This window comes from Ruegeria sp. AF1, assembly GCF_056542125.1.
Genome location: NZ_JBQFZG010000002.1, coordinates 381463 through 402416 on the forward strand (window position 1 = coordinate 381463; position 20954 = coordinate 402416).

Annotated in this window: 17 protein-coding genes; 11 read left to right on the top strand and 6 right to left on the bottom strand. The window is 58.3% G+C overall.

Translation table 11 applies throughout. The annotated features are described in order from the left end of the window. Positions 1-23: 23 nt before the first annotated feature. Together ACR0BK_RS06410 and ACR0BK_RS06415 are read right to left on the bottom strand one after the other, a co-directional pair. Entirely contained in the window at positions 24-2264 is a 2241-nt protein-coding gene (locus ACR0BK_RS06410; protein ID WP_480554094.1) for a xanthine dehydrogenase family protein molybdopterin-binding subunit, read from the bottom strand. A 3-nt stretch (positions 2265-2267) separates the two neighbouring features. After that, complete coding sequence (locus tag ACR0BK_RS06415) at positions 2268-2732, bottom strand: (2Fe-2S)-binding protein (RefSeq protein WP_480516338.1); 465 nt, start codon at positions 2730-2732, stop codon at positions 2268-2270. 99 nt (positions 2733-2831) lie between these two features. Between ACR0BK_RS06415 and ACR0BK_RS06420 the strand changes: the two genes are divergently transcribed. Then, positions 2832-3410 carry a TetR/AcrR family transcriptional regulator gene (locus ACR0BK_RS06420; RefSeq protein WP_480554095.1) on the top strand — a complete coding sequence of 193 codons (579 nt, stop codon included), beginning with the start codon at positions 2832-2834 and terminating at the stop codon, positions 3408-3410. Here the strand turns inward: ACR0BK_RS06420 and kynU are convergent. Continuing rightward, positions 3403-4596 carry a kynureninase gene (gene kynU / locus ACR0BK_RS06425; protein ID WP_480554096.1) on the bottom strand — a complete coding sequence of 398 codons (1194 nt, stop codon included), beginning with the start codon at positions 4594-4596 and terminating at the stop codon, positions 3403-3405. The two genes, ACR0BK_RS06420 and kynU, sit on opposite strands and share 8 nt — an antisense overlap. Before the next feature lie 172 nt (positions 4597-4768). On the opposite strand from kynU, the gene ACR0BK_RS06430 reads away from it, so the two are divergent. From ACR0BK_RS06430 to ACR0BK_RS06455, 6 genes are all read left to right on the top strand, one after another. Then, positions 4769-5218, top strand: coding sequence for a methyltransferase family protein (locus ACR0BK_RS06430; RefSeq protein WP_480516344.1), 450 nt, complete (start codon positions 4769-4771; stop codon positions 5216-5218). Between the two features lie 129 nt (positions 5219-5347). Then, complete coding sequence (locus ACR0BK_RS06435) at positions 5348-6919, top strand: Re/Si-specific NAD(P)(+) transhydrogenase subunit alpha (protein WP_480516346.1); 1572 nt, start codon at positions 5348-5350, stop codon at positions 6917-6919. A gap of 13 nt (positions 6920-6932) precedes the next feature. Next, positions 6933-8387: an NAD(P)(+) transhydrogenase (Re/Si-specific) subunit beta gene (locus ACR0BK_RS06440; RefSeq protein ID WP_480476023.1), complete on the top strand. Its 1455-nt coding sequence runs from the start codon at positions 6933-6935 to the stop codon at positions 8385-8387. A gap of 154 nt (positions 8388-8541) precedes the next feature. Next, complete coding sequence (locus tag ACR0BK_RS06445) at positions 8542-8898, top strand: VOC family protein (RefSeq protein WP_480554097.1); 357 nt, start codon at positions 8542-8544, stop codon at positions 8896-8898. A gap of 109 nt (positions 8899-9007) precedes the next feature. After that, positions 9008-10285 (top strand): DUF3422 family protein, encoded by a 1278-nt coding sequence (locus ACR0BK_RS06450; protein WP_480493829.1) that lies wholly within the window; start codon positions 9008-9010, stop codon positions 10283-10285. A gap of 107 nt (positions 10286-10392) precedes the next feature. After that, the gene (locus ACR0BK_RS06455; RefSeq protein WP_480554098.1) at positions 10393-11490 is read left to right on the top strand and encodes an MFS transporter; all 1098 of its coding nucleotides are present in this window, start codon (positions 10393-10395) and stop codon (positions 11488-11490) included. 7 nt (positions 11491-11497) lie between these two features. Here the strand turns inward: ACR0BK_RS06455 and ACR0BK_RS06460 are convergent, their stop codons facing one another. The 3 genes from ACR0BK_RS06460 to ACR0BK_RS06470 form a co-directional block, all read right to left on the bottom strand. Beyond that, a complete protein-coding gene (locus ACR0BK_RS06460; RefSeq protein WP_480476031.1) occupies positions 11498-12478 on the bottom strand; it encodes an ABC transporter permease in 981 nt (326 codons plus the stop codon). Continuing rightward, positions 12471-13478, bottom strand: coding sequence for an ABC transporter permease (locus ACR0BK_RS06465; protein WP_209504480.1), 1008 nt, complete (start codon positions 13476-13478; stop codon positions 12471-12473). The genes ACR0BK_RS06460 and ACR0BK_RS06465 overlap by 8 nt, the downstream gene beginning before the upstream one ends. A gap of 93 nt (positions 13479-13571) precedes the next feature. Next, a complete protein-coding gene (locus tag ACR0BK_RS06470) occupies positions 13572-15278 on the bottom strand; it encodes a peptide ABC transporter substrate-binding protein (protein ID WP_480476033.1) in 1707 nt (568 codons plus the stop codon). Positions 15279-15563: 285 nt separating this feature from the next. Between ACR0BK_RS06470 and ACR0BK_RS06475 the strand changes: the two genes are divergently transcribed. The 4 genes from ACR0BK_RS06475 to ACR0BK_RS06490 are packed head-to-tail and all read left to right on the top strand — an operon-like array spanning position 15564 to position 20944. Further along, positions 15564-17384 carry an ABC transporter ATP-binding protein gene (locus ACR0BK_RS06475; protein ID WP_480554099.1) on the top strand — a complete coding sequence of 607 codons (1821 nt, stop codon included), beginning with the start codon at positions 15564-15566 and terminating at the stop codon, positions 17382-17384. A gap of 4 nt (positions 17385-17388) precedes the next feature. After that, positions 17389-18555 carry an acetylornithine deacetylase gene (gene argE, locus ACR0BK_RS06480; RefSeq protein WP_480554145.1) on the top strand — a complete coding sequence of 389 codons (1167 nt, stop codon included), beginning with the start codon at positions 17389-17391 and terminating at the stop codon, positions 18553-18555. A 43-nt stretch (positions 18556-18598) separates the two neighbouring features. Continuing rightward, complete coding sequence (locus tag ACR0BK_RS06485; protein WP_480554101.1) at positions 18599-19765, top strand: M20 aminoacylase family protein; 1167 nt, start codon at positions 18599-18601, stop codon at positions 19763-19765. Between the two features lie 15 nt (positions 19766-19780). Then, the gene (locus ACR0BK_RS06490) at positions 19781-20944 is read left to right on the top strand and encodes a M20 aminoacylase family protein (RefSeq protein WP_480554102.1); all 1164 of its coding nucleotides are present in this window, start codon (positions 19781-19783) and stop codon (positions 20942-20944) included. The last annotated feature ends 10 nt before the right edge of the window (positions 20945-20954 follow it).

Sequence of the window (20954 nt, forward strand, 5' to 3'; positions counted from 1 at the left end):
GTGCAGGGGAAGGTAAATGGCAATCAGACCAGCAGGTTGAACTGATTGACCAGCGGTAGGCTGCGCGCGCGTTTTCCCGTCAGATCAAACAGGGCGTTGCCCAGTGCGGGCATCGAGGGGGGCGTGCCGGGCTCACCAGCGCCGCCCATATGGCGATTGGTCTCCAGAACGCGCACCTCGACTTGTGGCGCGGTATGCATACGAAGGGCGTCATAGTCAGGGAAGTTGAACTGCTCGACTTCCCCGTCGGCAAAGGTGATCGCGCCGAAACATGCAGCCGACAGGCCATACATCATGCCGCCAAACATCTGCGCCTTGACATTTTCCGGGTCCAGCGCCAGCCCCATGTCGCAGGCGATCCAGGCCTTGTGGATGCGGATGGCACCGTCTTCGTCGACCACTTCGATAACTTGAGCCACCGGAGTGCCGAAGCTGTAGGTGAAGGCCACGCCACGGCCTACGCCGTCAGGTGTTTTCCCGGTCCAGTTGGACATTTCCTTGACCGCTTCCAGACATCCGGCAGACGGGGCGTGTTCGGTTCTCATTAGCTCTAGCCGGAAGTCCAGCGGGTCGCGCCCTGCGGCATGGGCCAATTCGTCCATGAAGGTCTCGTGGAAAAAGCCGTTGTGGCTGTTGCCGACCGAACGCCAGAAGCCTACCGGGACAGCCAGATCAGCGACGTGGCCGCTCATCCGGTAGTTTGGCACGGCGTAAGGTTGGTTGAAGAACCCTTCGACCAGCACTTTGTCGGGTCCGCCTCCAGGGAAGCCGGTGTAACGCTCGACCGCCTGTTGCGTGCAGGACTGTGCCGCAACCTTGCCGTCAATGAGAACGGCTTTGCCGTCCTGAACAGCGCCGCGCATCCGGGCGATGGCGCCGGGGCGGAAGTAGTCGTGACGCATGTCTTCTTCGCGGCTCCAGGTTGTCTGGACCGGTATGCCAGGCACGGCCATCGCGACCTTGGTGGCGATTTCCCCAAAATCCAGCTCACCCCGGCGGCCAAACCCACCCCCCAGATAGGTGGTGTGAATCTGAACAGCCTCAGTGTCCAGATTTGCGGTATTCGCAGCGCGAAACCGGATCAGCGTTGGGGCCTGATTGCCGCACCACAGCTCCAGAGCATCTCCGGTATAGAGCGCGGTGGCATTCATCGGCTCCATCGTGGCGTGCGCCAGATAGGGCACTTGGTATTCGGCAGTGATCTCGGTCGCGCCATCCGGCGTCATGCTGACATCGCCATCGTCGCGCATAGTCGAGTTCGGCGCGTCGTCAAACGCCTCGGCAATCTTTGAGAAAATGCCGTCCGTATCAGGTGGATATGGCGCATCGCCCCAGTCGATCTCAACAGCCTCAACCGCCTGGTTGGCCAGCCATGTGTTGTTCGCGATCACGGCAACACCAGTGCCCAGATCAACAACCTTCTCGACCCCGGGCATGGAGATTGCAGCACTGTCGTCAAAGCTGTTCATCGCGCCACCCAGTTTGGGGTTCATGCGCACGGCAGCAAATTTCATACCGGGCAGGCGAACATCGATGCCAAACTCGGCAGTGCCTGTCACTTTGCCCATCATGTCCAGTCGCGGTTGTGTCCGGCCCAGATAACGCCATTGGGACGGGTCTCGCAAAGGTACCTCGACGGGTTCCAGTCCGGACGCTTCCACTGCAAGATCGGTATAAGCGATCTTGTCACCGTTCGGGGCGATGACATGGCCTGAAGCTGTTTTCAGGTCTGAGGGCGCGACCCCCAACCGATCAGCGGCGGCGCGTTTCAGCGTTTCACGGGCCGAAGCGCCGGCTTGCCGCATCCTCTCGAACCCGTCCTTCATCGAGGTTGAGCCGCCTGTGACTTGCAGGCTTAGGGCCTTGCCAAGAACACCCAGTGCTTCACCTAAGTTGTGCTGGAAGTCCGAGATGTCGTAGCCCTTGTTTGGCAGTCCCTCGCCCATCATGGCTGAGTTGTAATAGGCGGTTGCTGCCGGACCGTGCAGGACGGTGATTTGATCCAGATCGACATCCAGTTCTTCGGCGATCAGCGCGGCCCACGTGGTTTTCACGCCCTGTCCCATCTCGGCACGGGGCGCGAACAGGGTGACGCCATTCTGATCGATCAGCACGAAGGGGTTCAGTGTCGCTTCACCTTCTTTCGGTTTCAGCGGGTTGGGGGCAGGGCGGGTGACATAATACGCGCCAAAGGCGACGCCGCCAACAATTGCGGCTGAGCCGATCAGGAACGTACGGCGGAAAATTTTGCCAACAGAAGCCATCTCTTATGCCTCCTTCAACTTGGATGCTGCGTCGTGGATCGCGGCCCGGATGCGAGGGTAGGTGCCACAGCGGCACAGGTTTCCCTGCATCGCCTCATCGATCTCTGCGTCCGTGGGCGCAGGGTTTTGCGCAAGCAGGGCAGCGGCCTGCATGATCTGGCCCGACTGGCAATAGCCACATTGCGCCACCTGATGATCAGCCCAGGACTGCTGGATCGTAGCCAGCGCTTCTGGCGTTCCGACGCCTTCGATTGTGGTCACCTCGCCCCAGACATTCGACAGCGCCACCTGGCATGAGCGTACGGCCTCGCCATCGATATGAACCGTACAGGCCCCGCAAGCGGCGACGCCACAGCCGAACTTGGTGCCGGTCAGGCCAACCTCATCCCTCAGAACCCAAAGCAGGGGGACATCATCCGGCAGGTCGATCTGATGGGGAGTTCCGTTAATCTTCAGGGCCGTCGCCATGGCGCACCTTTTTGTATCTGTGGAAGGTGCTGACATAATGGTTGTAAAGTGTCAGTATGTCAATTGACAAATTAAACAAAGAATGTCAGAGATTTTCTTATGAAAGATACGAGTGACGAATCCCGGCAGAAAGCGATCCTAGCATCTGCTTTTCAGGCCTTTTCCGCATACGGGTTCCGCAAGACCTCGATGGATGACATTGCGCGCGGTGCAGGGATGTCGCGGCCAGCGGTCTATCTGTATTTCAGGAACAAGGAAGCGATCGTTCGCAAGCTGACCGAACGGCATTACGAGGAAAAGACCGTAGCGGTGGCCGAGGCGTTGAACGGCGAAGGCTCGGTTTCGGACATTGCCAGGAAGGCGATCCATGCCCAGACCGAGGGTATGGCTGCGATTTTGGCGTCGCCGCATGGGCTTGAGATGCTGGACACAACCAAATCCATGGCCATCGATATTGTCGAGCGGGGCGAAGGGGAACTTGCCGCGCTTTATGCCGAATGGCTGAGGCGAGAGCAGGATACTGGCCGCGTTCGCCTGTTCGACACGCCTGAAGAGACGGCGAAAACACTTACGGTCACGCTGAAGGGGATCAAGCTGACTGCGTCAGACGCCGAGGAATTTGAAAGGCGCACCAACCAGTTGGCGGCCCTGATCGGGGCCGGGCTGGAAATCAGGTAACGCGCTGTCGGGATTTGTACTCGGGCGTGTCCCAAAGCTTGTTCTGCATGACATCCGCCAGAATCCCGACTGCACGCTCGACATCACTTTCATCGATATACAGCGGCGTGAAACCAAACCGCATTGTGTCAGGTGCGCGGAAATCTCCGACGACACCACGCGCGATCAGCGCTTGCATCGCGGCGTAGCCTTCCTTGAAGCGGAATGAAACCTGACTGCCACGCTGCTCGGGAACACGCGGGCTGTCCAATTGCAAGTCGGGGCAGGTCGCCTCGACCCGACAGATGAAAAGCTCGGTCAATTCAATGGATTTGGCGCGCACATCCGCCATGTCGGCCATATCCCAGATATCCATGGCCGCCGAAAGTGCGGTCATTTGGATGATCGGAGGTGTTCCAACGCGCATACGCTCAATCCCGCTTCCGGGCCGATAGTCCAGGTCAAAGGCAAAGGGCGCTTCGTGCCCCAGCCAGCCGGACAGGGCCGGGCGCACACTATCTGCCAGTCGGGGCGCAACATAAATGAAAGCGGGCGCACCGGGGCCGCCATTGAGGTATTTATAAGTGCACCCGACTGCGAAATCGGCATTGCACCCTGCAAGGTCAACGGGGATAGCACCTGCGGAATGCGCCAGATCCCAAACCGTCACGACACCATTGGCATGGGCCAGTTCCGTCAGCGCTTTCATGTCGTGCATCCGGCCCGTACGGTAATCCACTTCGGTCAGCATCAGGACCGCGACCTCTTCTGTGATTGCATCTGCGACGCCCTGCGGGTCGACGACGCGCAGTTCGTATGCGCCCCCAAGGGATCGCAGCAGGCCATCGACCATGTACAGGTCTGACGGAAAGTTCCCATTGTCGGAAAGCACAACCTTGCGGGTCGGGTTCAGTTCAAGAGCAGAGGACACGGCCTGATAAACCTTGATCGACAGGGTGTCGCCGGTCACGACGCTGCCCGGCTCGGCACCGATCAGGCGGCCAATTCGATCTCCAAGCCCAGTGGGAAGGCCCATCCAACCGGCCTTGTTCCAGCCGGTGATCAGCATTTGCCCCCATTCCTCGGTCAGCATGTTCTGCACACGAGACGCAGCCGTTTTAGGCAGCGGACCCAACGAGTTGCCGTCCAGATAAATCACGCCCTCGGGCAGGTCGAACATGGCTTTGGTTGCTGCAAAATCGGTCATGAAGGTTCACTCACTTGTGTGGTCGTCTTTTGTTGCATTTGGGGTAGCCGATCCTGACATGTCTGTCTATCGATGCGACATACTGGTCTTTTGCCAATCTGGCCGAAAAACGGTAGGACGTCGGTCAGAAGCGACATATACCCGACACTGTCGTCGCTCATGAGGGATTGGAATGCGCTGGATAGATGTACCGCCGGTTTGGTTGATCGCTTTCGCGGCGCTGGCATGGGCGCAAGCCAGATACATGGCGCTGGGTCTGTCTCTTGAGAGTGGCCTGACCGACCTTCTCAGCGGAGTTCTAATCGGCGGCGGCCTTCTGATGGCCGTTCTAGCCATTGTCGAGTTTCGCCGCCACAAAACAACCGTCATTCCCCATGAGACACCGACCGCGATGGTGCAAACGGGCATCTACAAACGCAGTCGAAACCCGATCTACGTCGGTGACGTTCTGATTCTTGCGGGTTTGATCCTGCGGTTTGACGCCGTGTTGTCACTGGTTTTGGTTCCAGTCTTCGTCTGGGTGCTGGAGCGCCGGTTTATCCTGCCGGAAGAAGACCGCCTGCGCCGGCAGTTCCGCACGGATTTCGCACGCTACGAACGCAAGACGCGGCGTTGGATCTAATGTGGCTGATTTCGTGATGTCACGTAAAAAATGCTGCACTTGCGAAATAATGTTGCGCAGGATACATCTTTGCTTAACAAAGAATACCGACCACCCGCTCGGACAGAGTAAAAATTAGGGGGACTGCCAGTGAAGATAGGCACGCCAAAGGAAATACTGGACGGTGAGAGCCGGGTTGCAATGACGCCCGACTCGGCCGTGCAATTGCAGAAGCTGGGCTATGAGTGCCTGATCGAGAAAGGCGCGGGCGCGGCTGCCGGTTTTTCGGATGCCGCATACGAGGCCGTAGGCGTTGAGGTGGTCAAGACCGCAGCGTCGCTGTGGAAGACCGCGGATATCATTGCCAAGGTTCGGATCCCGACTGAGGCCGAACTGAAACGGTTGACCAAGGGCAAGACCCTGATTTCGTTCTTCAATCCTGCGGGCAACGAAGAAGGAATGGAGCTGGCCAAATCCAAGGGCGCCAACGTGATCGCCATGGAGATGGTGCCACGCATCTCGCGTGCGCAGAAGATGGACGCGCTGTCGTCGATGGCAAATATCGCGGGCTATCGCGCCGTGATCGAGGCAGGCAACAACTTTGGCCGTTTCTTCACCGGTCAGGTGACCGCCGCCGGTAAAGTTCCTCCTGCCAAGGTGCTGATCGTTGGGGCCGGTGTGGCCGGTCTGGCCGCAATCGGGACGTCCACGTCGCTGGGCGCGATCACCTACGCGTTCGACGTGCGCCCTGAAGTGGCCGAACAGGTCGAATCGATGGGGGCGGAGTTCGTCTATCTGGACTTCGAAGAAGAGCAGCAGGATGGCGCGGCCACAGGCGGTTATGCCTCGGTCCAGTCGGAAGAATTCCGCAACGCCCAGCTGGCCAAGTTCCGCGAACTTGCGCCCGAGATGGACATCGTGATCACCACCGCCCTTATCCCCAACCGTCCGGCGCCCAAGCTGTGGCTGGAGGATATGGTCAAGGCGATGAAGCCGGGTTCGGTCATCATCGACCTTGCAGCCGAGCGTGGCGGTAACGTCGAAGGCACTGTGCCGGATGAGAAAGTCGTAACCGATAATGGCGTGACCATAATCGGTTATACAGACTTCCCCAGCCGGATGGCGGCACAATCCTCGTCGCTTTATGCAACCAACATCCGTCACATGATGACTGACCTGACGCCCGAGAAGGACGGTCAGATCAATCACAACATGGAAGATGACGTGATCCGCGGCGCAACCGTGACCCATGCGGGTGAGATTACCTTCCCGCCGCCACCGCCCAAGATTCAGGCGATTGCGGCGCAGAAAAAGCCCGAGGTCAAGGAACTGACCCCGGAAGAGAAAAAGGCGCAGGAGATTGCGGCCTTCAAGGCGCAGACCAAGCAGCAGTTCACCCTTTTGGGTGTTGGTGGCGCGCTGATGCTGCTGGTGGGGCTGGTTGCCCCGGCCAGCTTCATGCAGCATTTCATCGTCTTCGTGCTGGCCATTTTCGTTGGCTTCCAGGTGATCTGGAATGTCTCGCACAGCCTGCACACGCCGCTGATGGCGATCACCAACGCGATCTCGTCGATCATTATCGTTGGGGCGTTGATGCAGATCGGATCGGGGTCGTTCCTGGTCATTCTGCTGGCGGCGCTGTCCGTCTTCATGGCCGGGATCAACATTTTCGGCGGCTTCCTCGTAACCCGGCGCATGCTCGCCATGTTCCAGAAATCTTAAGGAGGCCGGGCACATGGAATTTGGCTTCACCACTGCCGCCTACGTTGTTGCGGCTGTTCTGTTCATCCTTTCCCTTGGCGGGTTGTCGAACCAGGAAAGCGCCAAGCGCGCGGTCTGGTACGGCATCGTCGGCATGGCGCTGGCGGTCTTTGCCACACTGGTTGGCCCCGGTTCTGGCCTGTGGCTGCTGTCGATCCTGCTGATCATTGGCGGCGGTCTGATCGGTCAATACGTGGCGCAGCGCGTCCAGATGACCGAGATGCCGCAGCTGGTGGCCGCGATGCATTCACTCGTCGGTCTGGCCGCTGTGTTTGTGGGTTTCAATGCACATTTTGAAATCGGCAACGTGGCACAGGTCATGGCGATTGCGGATACGGCGAAAGAGGCGGATCTGCATGATCTGGGCACATTTGCCAAACTGATCGCCAAGAAGACACCGGCCGAACTGGCAATCCTGCACGTGGAACTGTTCCTTGGTATCTTTATCGGTGCGATCACCTTTACCGGTTCGGTCGTGGCCTATGGCAAGTTGGCGGGCAAAGTGACCTCGGCGGCGACAAAGCTGCCCGGTGGTCATGCGCTGAACGCGGCGGCAGCGGGCCTCTCGCTGATCTGTCTGATCTGGTACACCGCGTCTGGCGGGCTGTTGCCGCTGATCCTGATGACCCTGGCCGCTCTGTTCATCGGTTATCACCTGATCATGGGCATCGGTGGCGCGGACATGCCAGTGGTTGTGTCGATGCTGAACAGCTATTCGGGCTGGGCCGCGGCGGCGATTGGTTTCTCGCTGGGCAATGACCTGCTGATCGTGGTCGGCGCGCTGGTGGGCTCAAGCGGTGCGATCCTGTCCTACATCATGTGCAAGGCGATGAACCGTCACTTTGTCAGCGTGATCCTGGGCGGCTTTGGTGGCCCGCAGGGTGAACAGATGGCTGTTGAGGGAGAGCAGGTGGCTATTGAGGCTGATGGCGTGGCTGCAGCCTTGAACGATGCCGACAGTGTAATCATCATTCCCGGCTACGGGATGGCGGTTGCGCAGGCACAGCAATCGGTCAGTGAACTGGTCCGTAAGCTGCGCGCCAAAGGTAAAGAGGTGCGTTTCGCGATCCACCCGGTCGCGGGTCGTTTGCCGGGTCACATGAACGTGCTGCTGGCCGAGGCGAAGGTGCCCTATGATATCGTTCTGGAAATGGACGAGATCAATGATGACTTCCCGGACACGGATGTGGCCATCGTTATCGGCTCGAACGACATCGTGAACCCTGCGGCGCAGGAAGATCCCAACAGTCCCATTGCCGGTATGCCAGTTCTGGAATGCTGGAAGGCCAAGCAGGTCTTCGTGTCAAAACGTGGTCAGGGTACAGGGTATTCGGGTATCGAAAACCCGCTGTTCTTCAAGGAAAATACCCGCATGTTCTATGGCGACGCCAAAGCGTCTCTGGACAAGCTGCTGCCGATGATCGAGTGATTAACCGGTTTGATCCATTTGCAAAGGGCGCCTTTGGGCGCCCTTTTCTTTTTTTGTGCTGTTGGGGGCTTTGCCCCCAAACCCCCAGGATATTTATGGCCAGATGAAGCGGGCGGGTTGTGATATACTCGATGCCGTGTGGTAGGAGCGAAACATGCAGAAAGTGAACGGTATAGGGGGCGTATTCTTTCGGGCCAGTGATCCTGAGCCGTTGAGCCGCTGGTACGAAGAACATCTGGGCGTAAACCACTATGATCCGGTGCCCTGGAAGCAGCGCGAAGGGTATACGGTGTTTGCGCCTTTCGCTAAAGACACTGAGTATTTCGGAAACCCGGATCAGCAATGGATGATCAATTTTCGGGTCGATGATCTGGGCGCGATGATACAGCAGCTCGAAGCTGCCGGAATCTCTGTTGAGACCCGCCCAGACTGGGACAGCGAGATCGGAAAGTTCGCTCGGCTTCACGATCCGGAGGGAAATCCGATCGAGCTGTGGCAGCCAAATCAATGAGATAGTCGGTTTGTATACCTTTGTATTCGTGTAAGTATATGAAATAAAATAAGAATTGATGTATCCGAGTTGTGACGTATAGTGCGGACACCGCTATTGGAGCCTCGGAATGACGCCAATCGATGATCACCCGCTGCGCTATGCGCTGGCAAATGAACTTCATGCCCGCCCGTTTCCGGCCGCCGATACGCCGTGCACGGTCGCCTTTCTTGCGATCAAGAAGCCTGAAGCAGCCGTCGCTCGGGACCGCAGTCAGGATATTGCCCATCTGATCGATCTGCTTGACCGACATGGGGCGCAACATCCGCAGCCGGGGGCCACGCATTATGCCGGGCAGATAGGACGCCATTGGCTGAAATGGGAGCAGCACACTGAGTTTGTCACGTATACGGCGATTGTGCCGAACGTCAGCGGCCGTCCCTTCAACCCGGCTGATTTCGAAGTTTTTCCCCCGGATTGGCTGATGGCCAGCCCGGGCCAGAGGATCACCTCGCTGCTGATGCGGGTGGTGCCGCGCCCGGAAGATGCGGCTGTAAAGGTCGCTCTGGCTGATTGGTTCGAACCTGAAAGTCTGGCGGTGTCGCGGGTGTTGGATGCTTCGGCAATTTGCGCCAGTGATTTCCGTATCGACCCGGCTGGTCACATGCGTTTTGCTTTGTTCGTGACCGAAGGCACGGGCACGCGCCGCACAGGGCGTATCATCCAGCGGCTGTGCGAGATCGAGACATACAAGGCGATGTCGATGCTTGGCTTTGCCCGCGTCAAACAATTGGCCCCCCGGATCGAGGAACTGGATGCCCAGCTGGCGAAGCTGATGGTTGAAATGACGGATGACACCACCCCACCAGATGCGCTGTTGCCTCAATTGCTGGCCATATCGACCGAGCTCGAGACCATATCGGCCCGCAGTTCGTTCCGATTCGGTGCGACCGGCGCTTACGAGGCGCTGGTCAATCAGCGGATCGATGTCCTGCGCGAGGAAAGGTTCGAAGGCGGCCAAAGCTTTGCCGATTTCATGATGCGCCGTTATGACCCTGCGATCCGTACCGTGAAATCAACAGAACGCCGCCTGCAGGCGCTGTCTGACCGGGCCATACGTGCGGGTGAGTTGTTGCGCACAAGGGTGGACGTCGAGCGGAGTGCACAAAATCAGGCCCTGTTGGAAAGTATGGATCGTCGGGCCGATCTTGCCTTGCGCTTGCAGCACACGGTTGAGGGCCTTTCTGTGGTGGCCATCAGTTATTACGCGGTCTCACTTGTCGGCTACCTTCTGTATCCGTTGACTGCCGCCGGCATAAGCAAGGGAATGCTGACGGCGGCGGCGACGATCCCGGTTGTAGCGGGCGTATGGTTCGCCGTTCGGCGCATCCGCAAACGCCTGGGTTAAGCTGCAATTGCCAATTTGCGCCCAACCTGTAGAACGGGTGAGGCGGGCAGATAGCACGAGGTTCTCTGTTGATTGGTGTTTTCTCGGCATGGCGGGCAGTTGCGGCCATGTTCATCCTAAACGGGGCTTTGTTCGGAATCTGGGCCTCGCGCATACCAGCCGTGCGCGACAGGTTGGAGCTGTCCCATGATGCGTTGGGGTACGGGTTGTTGTTTATGGCGGCCGGGGCCGTCTGTTCGTTTCCGGTCACAGGGCGGTTGACGGATCGGTATGGCGCAGTTGCGATAACCCGGATTGTGGCCGTTCTGTACACGCTGTCGCTGGTCCTGCTTGCTGTTGCTGGCGGGTTTTGGGCACTGGCGTTATGTTTGTTTGTTTTTGGCGCCTTTCACGGATCGATGGATGTGGCGATGAATGCCTGGGCCGCCGAGGTCGAGCAGGCATATGACAAACCTGTAATGTCGTCATTCCACGCCATGTGGAGCCTTGGGGCCGGTCTTGGCGCGCTCAGCGGGTACGTGGCTGTTCAGATGGGGCTGACGGTTCTGGTGCATTTCCTATTGGCGGGTGGCGCGGTTGTTGCCTTCGCGCTGGCCTTGTCGTGGGTGCGTTGGACGTCGAATCGGTCCGAACGGTCAAAAAGCTCGGTTTTTGCTTTGCCCTCGGGCGCGCTGATACTGGTCGGATTCGCAGCCATGTGCGGTGCATTGGGGGAAGGCGCCGTCGCAGACTGGAGCGCGATTTTCCTGCGAGACATTTCGGGAGCGCCCGAAAGTGTTGCCGCATTGGGCTATGCCGTGTTTTCCGTGACGATGGTGGCGTTTCGCCTAGCAGGCGCGATTGTCATTATGCGGTTTGGTCCCGCTGCGACGGCCCGGTTCGGCGGGATCTGCGCGGCGTTGGGCGTTTTCGCTGTGGTTTCTTCGGTCGCGCCCTTGCCCGCATTGGCGGGGTTTGCGCTGATGGGCATAGGGTATGCGGTGATCATGCCGCTGGCGTTCAGCCGTGCAGCCAGCGATCCGCTTGTCCCGCCGGGGCAAGCCATCGCAAGTGTAGCTACGCTGGGATATGGTGGGTTATTGATAGGGCCGCCGCTGATCGGATTTTTGGCGGAACTGTTCGGCCTGCGTCTGGCGTTCGCCGTGCTGTTGCCATTGGCCGTTCTGATCGTGCTGTTGGCCGGCGCGCTGAGGCGCGCCGACTAAACTTGTTTCAGCGTCCGCGAATGCGGGGATCCAGCGCGTCGCGCAGACCGTCACCCAGATAGTTGACGCTCAGCACCGTCAGCGAGATTGCCAGACCGGGCCAGAATACACGCTCGGGGTATTGCTGAAGATAGTCGACACCATCAAACAACAGGCGGCCCCATGTCGGGAAGTCGGGCGGGAATCCCAAACCAAGGAAGGACAGCGCGCTTTCGGTGATGATCGCTGTCGCAATCCCCAGCGTTGCCGACACCATGATTGGCGAAAGAACGTTCGGCAGGATATGCCGCGTGATGATCTGGCTGTTGCTGGTGCCGATGGAGCGCGCGGCGAGAACGAATTCACGTTCCTTGATGGCCAGCACATCACCGCGCACGATCCGCGCAGTCGGCATCCATGAGGTGATGCCGATGGCGCAGACGATCAGGATGAATATCCCGCGCTCCAGCCCAAAAGCCGCTGACAGGGGCTCGCGGAACAGAAGCATCATGACCAGCAGCAAAGGCAGCAGGGGCAGGGCCAGAAACAGGTCGGTCAGGCGCATCAGCGGCCCATCGAGCCGTCTGAAGAATCCTGCCAGAACGCCGATGAACGAACCCAGGAACAGCGCCAGCAACATCGCGGTTATGCCAACCGAGACTGAGGTTTGACCACCCGACATCATGCGCGCAAGAATGTCGCGACCCAATTGATCGGTGCCAAAGGGATGCGCCCAACTGGGGCCCTGATTGCGCGACCGGATATCGATCTGGGTTGGGTCGATGCTCCACAGATACGGGCCCAAATAAACACCGGCGACGATGATGATAAACAGGATCGCGCCGACCATTGCGCCTTTGTGGGTCTTGAACTGATCCCACACATCGCGCCATTGGCTGCGGGGAGGGGTGGCCAGTTCTTCCATCACGCCGGCCGTTGGCAAGGCTGTCGAGGCAGGTGCAAATCCTTCGTCCGGGACCAGTGTATCGGTACGATCATGATCAGTCATATCGAATCCTCGGGTCCAGAATGCCGTAAAGTACGTCAGCGATCAGGTTGAACAGCACGATCAGTACGGCAAAGATGAAGGTCAGGGTTTGCACCATCGGCAGATCATTGGCCTGAATCGCTCCGATCAGCAGCTGACCGATGCCATTCACTTTGAACACCTGCTCGGTGATGATGGCGCCACCAAAGATGGACGGAATACCCAGCGCAATCACGGTGACCACCGGGATCATCGAGTTTCGCAGAACGTGAACCATGACCACGGTGTATTCGCTGAGACCCTTGGCGCGGGCGGTGCGAACATAATCCTGATTGAGGTTATCCAGCATGGACGCGCGCATGAACCGGCTGAGCTGCGCTGTAATCTGCAAGGCCAGAACCATGACCGGCATGATCATCTGTTTGAGTTGCACAACGAAACTGTCCCAGCTGTTGACCACCAGCGTGGTGTCATAGATCGACGGGAACCAGCCCAGCTGGACCGAGAATATGACGATCACCAGAACACCCGAGAAGAAGGGTGGAACGGAAAAGCCAACCATCGACACGAATGTGCCCATCTGGTCGAACCACGAATACTGGCGGTAGGCCGAATAGATGCCGATGGGCAGCGCGATCAGGATGGCGACCACATAGGCGGTGCCGACAACCCACAGGGTCTGCGGGATACGCTGAACGACGATGTCCATGACCGGTGAGCGGGTCTGCCACGAAATCACACGCAAGTCGCCTTCGGAGAAGGTTGTACCGAATACAGAGTCGACCAATACCTGTGGTTCTATCCAGAAGAACTGCACGATCCATTTCCAGAACCGGATATGCATCGGCTGGCCGAGGCCAAGCGCCTCGCGCATCTTCTCTTTGACTTCCGGGGGAACGGTGAGCGGAACCTGTGCCATCGGGTCGCCAGGGGCAAGCTCGAGCAGCAGGAAGATGACGAGGCTGATGAACAGCAGTGTGGGCACCGCCAACACCAGTCGTCTGATTGTAAAGTTGAGCATTCAAAGGCGCCTTTGTTGATGCGTCTTCTTGTTGGAACGGCCTGCAAATGACCGCGCCCCGAAGATCGGGGCGCGGCTTGGCAGGTTTAACGCTTAGGAGCCGGTTTTGCGGTACCAGTCCGCAACGTTCCAAAGCTCGCTGTCCCAAGTGTTCAGGATCACGCCACCCAACGTGTTGGAATGTGCAGAGACCCGTCCACGATCAACCAGCGGAACCACGACATAGCTGTCCTTGGTCAGCATATCGTTGAGTTTACGTGCAATTTCGCCACGCTTTTCAAGCTCACCGGTGCGGCCCAGTTCGGCCACCAGCTTGTCATACTCGGCGTCACAGTAACGGTTGATGTTCTCACCCTGCCACTGGCTTTCCGGCTTGGGTGCCTTGTCACAGGTGTGCTGCGCAAGATAGCTTTCCGGATCGGTGCCATCGAAGTTGTTGGCGTACATTTCAACGTCTGCATAGAAACGCTGGAATGTGTCCGGGCTGCCCGGGTCACCGCCGAAAAAGACCGACGCGTTGATGTTGCGCAGCTCGGTTTCAACACCGATTTGGCTCCACCATTCCTTGATCAGCGCCTGGAAGTCCTGACGAACAGCGTTGGTCGAGGTTTGATAGACCAGCGACAGTCTTACACCATCCTTGGCGCGGACGCCGTCAGCGCCTTTCACCCAGCCGGCTTCATCCAGCATCTGGTTCGCGCCGTCAATGTCCTGCGTCAGACACTCGGTGTTGTCGCTTGCGTACAATGCCGGGGCCGGTACCAGGTTGCAGGTCGGGCGACCGGCTTGACCGTAGCCAATCTCAACCAGAAGATCACGGTCGATTGCCATCGACAGGGCCTTGCGAACAGCCAGTTCCGATAAGGCTGGGTGCGGATGTTTGGCGGTTGAACGTTCGCCTTCAGGCAGGCTGGGGGACGGATCTGTCATGTTCATTTCGATCCGCTCAACCAGGGTCCCGAATGCCGCGATGGGAGTACCTTTACCACCTTCCTTCATCTGCTCGATGACTTCGGGCGCCAGCTGCAGGTTCCACGCATAGTCGAATTCGCCGGTTTCCATCACAGCACGGCCAGCCGCCGTTGCGTCACCGCCACCTTTGAAGGTCAGCGTGGCAAAAGCGGGCTTGTTTGGGTCACGATAATTCGGGTTGGCCGACATGGTGATCACGTCGTTTGGCTTGAATTCGTCCACAACAAACGGGCCGGTTCCGATCGGGCCAAAGTTCTGGTCTGTACATTCAGGCGCCTTGGAGCCCATGCAGTTCTGAAACTGGGCCATCTGGATAATTGGCGACTGACCACCCATGAACGGGCCATAGGGGTTCGGCTTTGGTTCGGCAAAGTTGACCTTGATGGTCAGATCGTCGATTGCCTCGACGCTTTCGACGCCTTCAAACTTGGCAAGCTGGGCGCAACCACCTTCCGGATGCATGCAATAATCCGCGGTGAACTTTACGTCGGCCGACGTCACGGGCGATCCATCGGACCAGACCAAACCGGATTTCAGCTTCCACGTGATCGATTTCAGATCCGACGAAACACCACCGTTTTCCACGGTCGGGATATCCTCGGCGAGATAGGCTACAAGGTTCCCGTCTTGGTCATAGCGACCGAGCGGTTCAATCACCAACGAAGCCGATTCGATGTCTTTGGTGCCCGAGGACAGGTACGGGTTCAGGATCGACGGAGCCTGCCAGTAAATGATGCTGACATTGCCGTCCGATCCACGCTCAGCAAAGGCCGCAGGGGCCATCGCCGTGCTTGCAATCGCACCAAGCAAAAGGGTTTTGATTTTCATAAGTTACTCCCAAGTTGGACACGTTCGTGTCTCGATTATCTCCGCAAGGCCTGCGGGTTTGGCGTTGCCGCCCCAAGGTAAGGTTTTGATCAACAAAGATAATAGCGCTAACGATTTCAGTCTGCGCCGCCTCCCCAGGTCGGTTACATGGCGTATCGAAACAGAACCTGAGAAAATTGCAAGTAGTGCCGTCGCGAAAATGTGTAATGGGTTTGACTTTTCCCGGCGGCCCGCCTTAGCGTTCGGAATTCAGAAAAAGAATACCGTCGTCAAGGGAGCGCGCGCGTGCTGGATCAGCCTATTGCACAGATTAAAAAACTGCGGGTGGAGTTTCAGACGAAGGATGGCCCCGTTGTCGGTGTTGAGGATGTCTCGTTCGAGATCAAACCGGGTGAAACCGTTTGTATCGTTGGCGAATCGGGCTCGGGGAAATCGGTGTCGTCGCTGTCGCTGATGCGGCTGGTCGAGTTTGGAGGCGGCGAAATCGCGGGTGGTGAACTTCTGTTCGATCGCCGCGATGGGGGCGAAATGGACCTGTCCAAAGCCGATCCGGATCTGATGAAACAGATTCGCGGCAACGAGATCGGGATGATTTTTCAGGAGCCGATGACGGCGCTGAACCCAGTTTTTACCGTTGGTCGCCAGTTGACCGAAGGTCTGCGCATCCACAAGCAGATGTCGAAGTCACAGGCCGAGGACCGTGCGCTTGAGTTGTTGCGCCAGGTTCGTATCCCCGAGCCTGAGCGTCGTTTGAAACAGTACCCGCATGAGCTGTCGGGCGGGATGCGCCAACGTGTCGTCATCGCAATGGCGATGGCCTGCGAACCCCGCTTGCTGATCGCGGATGAACCCACCACGGCGCTAGACGTGACTATTCAGGCCGAGATCCTGGCCCTGATGGATCGCCTCAAGCGCGAAACCGGTACGGCGGTAATGTTCATCACCCATGACATGGCGGTTGTGGCGCAGATGGCTGACCGTGTTGTCGTCATGTATCGCGGCAACAAGGTCGAAGAGGGGACCGTCAGGGAAATCTTTGAAAACCCGCAGCATGATTACACCAAGGCGCTTTTGGCTGCAGTGCCGAAGCTGGGTGAAATGCAGGGTAAGTCGGCGCCCGAACCGATGAAGTTGCTGGGTGTCGAGGGGCAGAAAATTGCACCAATCCCCGGAACCGAAGAAGTTTTGTTGACGGTAAAGAACCTGACCACGCGGTTTCCGGTCAAAGGTGGTCTTCTGCGGCGCACGATCTCGAACGTTCATGCGGTCGAGGATGTGTCATTCACACTGAACAAAGGTCAGACGCTCAGCCTTGTGGGCGAATCCGGGTGCGGCAAGTCCTCGGCCGGGCGTTCGATCCTGCGGCTGGTCGAGCCGATGGCGGGCGAGGTCAATCTGGACGGTGTCGATATCATGAAGCTGGACCCGTCCGGCCTGCGCAAGGCGCGGCTGGACATGCAGATGATCTTTCAGGACCCGTTCGCCTCGCTGAACCCACAGATGCAATTGGTCGATCAGGTTGCCGAGCCGATGCGCAACTATGGCGTGGCGTCGGGATCCGAGTTGCAGGACCGCGTCGCACAATTGTTCGACAAGGTGCAGCTGCCGCGCAGCTTCATGCGTCGTTTCCCGCATGAAATGTCCGGGGGGCAGCGTCAGCGGATCGCGATTGCCCGCGCACTGGCCCTGAACCCCAAACTGATCATCGCGGATGAGGCGGTCTCGGCCCTCGACGTGTCGGTTCAGGCACAGGTTCTGAACTTGATGATGGAACTGCAATCCGATTTGGGACTGTCTTATCTGTTCATCAGCCATGACATGGCCGTGGTTGAACGTGTCAGCCACTATGTCGGCGTTATGTATCTGGGTCGCATTGTGGAACTGGGCCCGCGTGCGCGTGTGTTTGAAAACCCACAACACCCCTATACGCAGGCGTTGATGAAGGCAGTTCCAATTGCTGACCCGAACAAGCGAAAGACGGAAAAAGACCTGAACTTCAAACCGATCCCGTCACCGATCCACCCTGTCGATTTCAAACCGGAACCCTCTCAATATCACGAGGTTGAACCGGGTCACTTTATCCTGACCACAGACAGTGGGTACTGACCCGATGGGCAAGCGCCTGACGCCGCTTGAGATCATGACCAAGCTGATCTCATTTCCAACCGTGAGTCGTGACACCAACCTGCCGTTGGTCGACTGGGTGGACGAATACCTGCAAAGCCATGGGATCACGTCGCACCGCTGGCCTGATCCGAATCAGCCGCATAAGGCGGCGATCTTTGCGCATGTCGGCCCTTTGGAAGAAGGCTCAGTTGTGCTGTCCGGGCACACGGATGTAGTACCGGTTGACGGGCAACCCTGGGACACCGACCCCTTCACCGTGACCGAGAAGGACGGCAAATATTTCGGGCGCGGCACCTGCGACATGAAGGGATTTGATGCGCTTGCCATCTGGGCGCTGGTCGAGGCGCATTACGCAAATGTGAGGCGACCGCTCCAACTTGCGCTGAGTTTTGATGAGGAAGTCGGTTGTACCGGGGCGCCGCCGATGATCGAGGCGATGCACGACGTTCTCCCCAAAGGTTCGGCGGTGATCGTGGGTGAGCCGTCGATGATGCAGGCGGTAACAGGTCACAAGGGCGGTTTCGGCTTTGACACCCATATCGTCGGGTTCGAAGTTCACAGCTCGATCATGCACACAGGCGTCAACGCCATCATGGCAGCGGCCCCATTGATCGACTGGGCCAACCAGCAGAACGCGCGGAACTTGGCGGCGCAACCCAGTGCCGTTGCCGCCGTATTCGATCCACCCTGGACAACCTGCCATGTCGGTATGATTGAAGGCGGAACGGCCCATAACATTACTGCCAAAGACTGCCGGTTCATGATGGATTTTCGGACCGTGCCCGACGAAACGCAGGCCCAATGGCGAGATGCCTATTTCGAACAGGTTCGGCACATTGAGGCTCAGATGCAGGCCGTTCACCCGGATACCCGCATCGAACTGACTGAAAACTTCGCGATTCCGGGGTTGATCCCGGAAGAGGATGGTGAAGCCGAAGCACTGGTACGCGCCCTGACCGGAGACAACGCAAGCCATGTGGTCAGTTACGGGACCGAGGCAGGCCAGTTTCAGGAGGCCGGGTATTCTGCCGTGATATGTGGGCCCGGAGACATAGCGCAGGCACATCAGCCGAATGAGTTTGTTACAATTGAACAATTCGAAGCCGGTCATAAATTCATGCAGCGATTGGTTGAAAAACTATGCGCCTAGCCCGGTGTAATACGGTGCCAGCGGTTGAGAGAAAGGTCTTGAGATGCCCGTAAAAAACAGACTTGCGGAAATGCATGGCGAGATTACCGAATGGCGCCGCCACCTGCACGCCCATCCGGAGCTGATGTATGACGTCCATGAAACTGCGGCCTTTGTTGCCGCCCGTCTGAAAGAGTTCGGAGTGGACGAGATCACTCCGGGCATTGGCAAAACGGGCGTTGTCGGGGTGATCAAAGGGCGCACGGATACGCAGGGGCGCGTCATCGGCCTGCGGGCGGACATGGATGCGCTTCCGATTGAAGAGGCGACAGGGCTGGACTATGCCTCGACCGTGTCGGGCAAGATGCACGCCTGCGGACATGACGCGCACACTTCGATGCTGCTTGGGGCCGCGCAGTACCTTTCCGAGACGCGCAATTTCGATGGCACTGTGGTTCTGATCTTCCAGCCCGCCGAGGAAGGCGGGGCCGGCGGTCTGGCCATGTGTCAGGACGGGCTGATGGACCGCTGGGGCATTCACGAGGTCTATGGCATGCACAATATGCCCGGTCTTCCGGTGGGCGAATTCGCAATTCGCCCCGGCGCGTTGCTGGCCTCGTCCGATGAGTTTGAAATCACCGTCACTGGCAAGGGCGGACACGCCGCTGCACCGCACGAGGCGGTGGATACGACGCTGGTGGCCTCGCATATCGTTGTTGCCTTGCAATCGGTGGTGTCCCGGACCGTTGACCCGATCAAGCGAGTTGTCCTCACCGTTGGGACGTTTGTGACGGATAGCGTTGCGTCGAACGTGATCGCTCATACGGTGCGTTTGCAGGGAACCGTGCGGACACTTGACCCCGAGTATCGTACAATCGCCGAAGAACGCGTGCGCCGGATTGCCGAGGATACAGCCTCGGCCTTTGGCGCGAAGGCGGAAGTTATCTGGACACCCGGATACCCGGTGACAGTGAATTCCGAGGCCGAAACGGGCTATGCGGCCGAGGCGGCAGCTGCGGTTGCGGGCAAGGTCAACGACAGCACGGACCCGATCATGCCGTCCGAAGATTTTGCCTATATGCTTGAAGAACGCCCCGGCGCGTACATCTTTATCGGGAACGGGGATACGGCCATGTGCCACCACCCGCAATACAACTTTGACGACGACGCGATCCCCGCCGGTTGCAGCTGGTTTGCCGAGCTTGTGGAACGACGATTGCCTGTCGCATGAAACAGGGAGAATGACATGCCGATCAAGAACCGTCTCGCAGAGATGCATGATGAGATCACCGGTTGGCGGCGTGACATTCACCAACACCCGGAAATTCTGTACGACACTCACCGCACCAGTACGCTGGTTGCGGTAAAGCTGAACGAGTTTGGTTGCGACGAGGTCGTGACTGGCATCGGTCGCACCGGAGTCGTTGGTGTCATTCGCGGCAAAAGCGACACACGGGGCCGTGTGATTGGCCTGCGCGCCGATATGGACGCCCTGCCGATGCAGGAACAGACCGGGTTGGACTATGCCTCGGAAATACCGAATGCGATGCATGCCTGTGGTCATGACGGCCATACGGCGATGGTTTTGGGGGCCGCCAAGTATCTGGCGGAAACCCGCAATTTTGATGGCACGGCAATCGTGATCTTTCAGCCTGCCGAAGAGGGTGGAAATGGTGCCGAGGCCATGTGCAAGGACGGTCTGATGGATCGGTTCGGCATTCAGGAAGTCTATGCGATGCACAATGTGCCGGGTATTCCTGCCGGGCAGTTTGCCATTCGTTCGGGGCCGTTGCTGGCGGCAGCGGATGAGTTTGACATCCATCTTGAAGGGCGCGGCGGCCACGCGGCAAAACCTCATCAGACGATTGATACAACGGTGATGCTGTCGCAGCTGATCGTGGCGTTGCAGACGATTGTGTCGCGCAATGCGAATCCGATTTTGCAGGCCGTGCTGTCTGTGACCTCGGTCGAGACGTCCTCGAAAGCGTTCAACGTGATCCCGCAATCAGCACGGATCCGCGGCACTGTTCGGACCCATTCCAACGAGTTGCGCGACCTGATCGAACAACGGCTGAAGGAAGTCTCGGAAGGGATCTCTGCAACATTTGGCGGGTCTGTGAACGTCACCTATAAACGCGGTGTTCCGGTGACGATCAATGCCGAAGCTCAGACGGGATATGCAGCAGAGGCCGCGGTGTCGGTTGGGGGCAGTTGCATTGAAGCGCCGATGGTGATGGGGGGCGAGGATTTCTCGTTCATGCTGGAAGAGAGGCCCGGGGCATTCATTGTTTTGGGCAACGGTGACAGTGCCGGGCTGCACCACCCCGAATACAATTTCAATGACGAGATCATCCCCATTGGGTGCTCGTGGTTTGCGGAAATGGTCGAGCGCCGGATGCCAGCGGCTTGACCTGAATCAG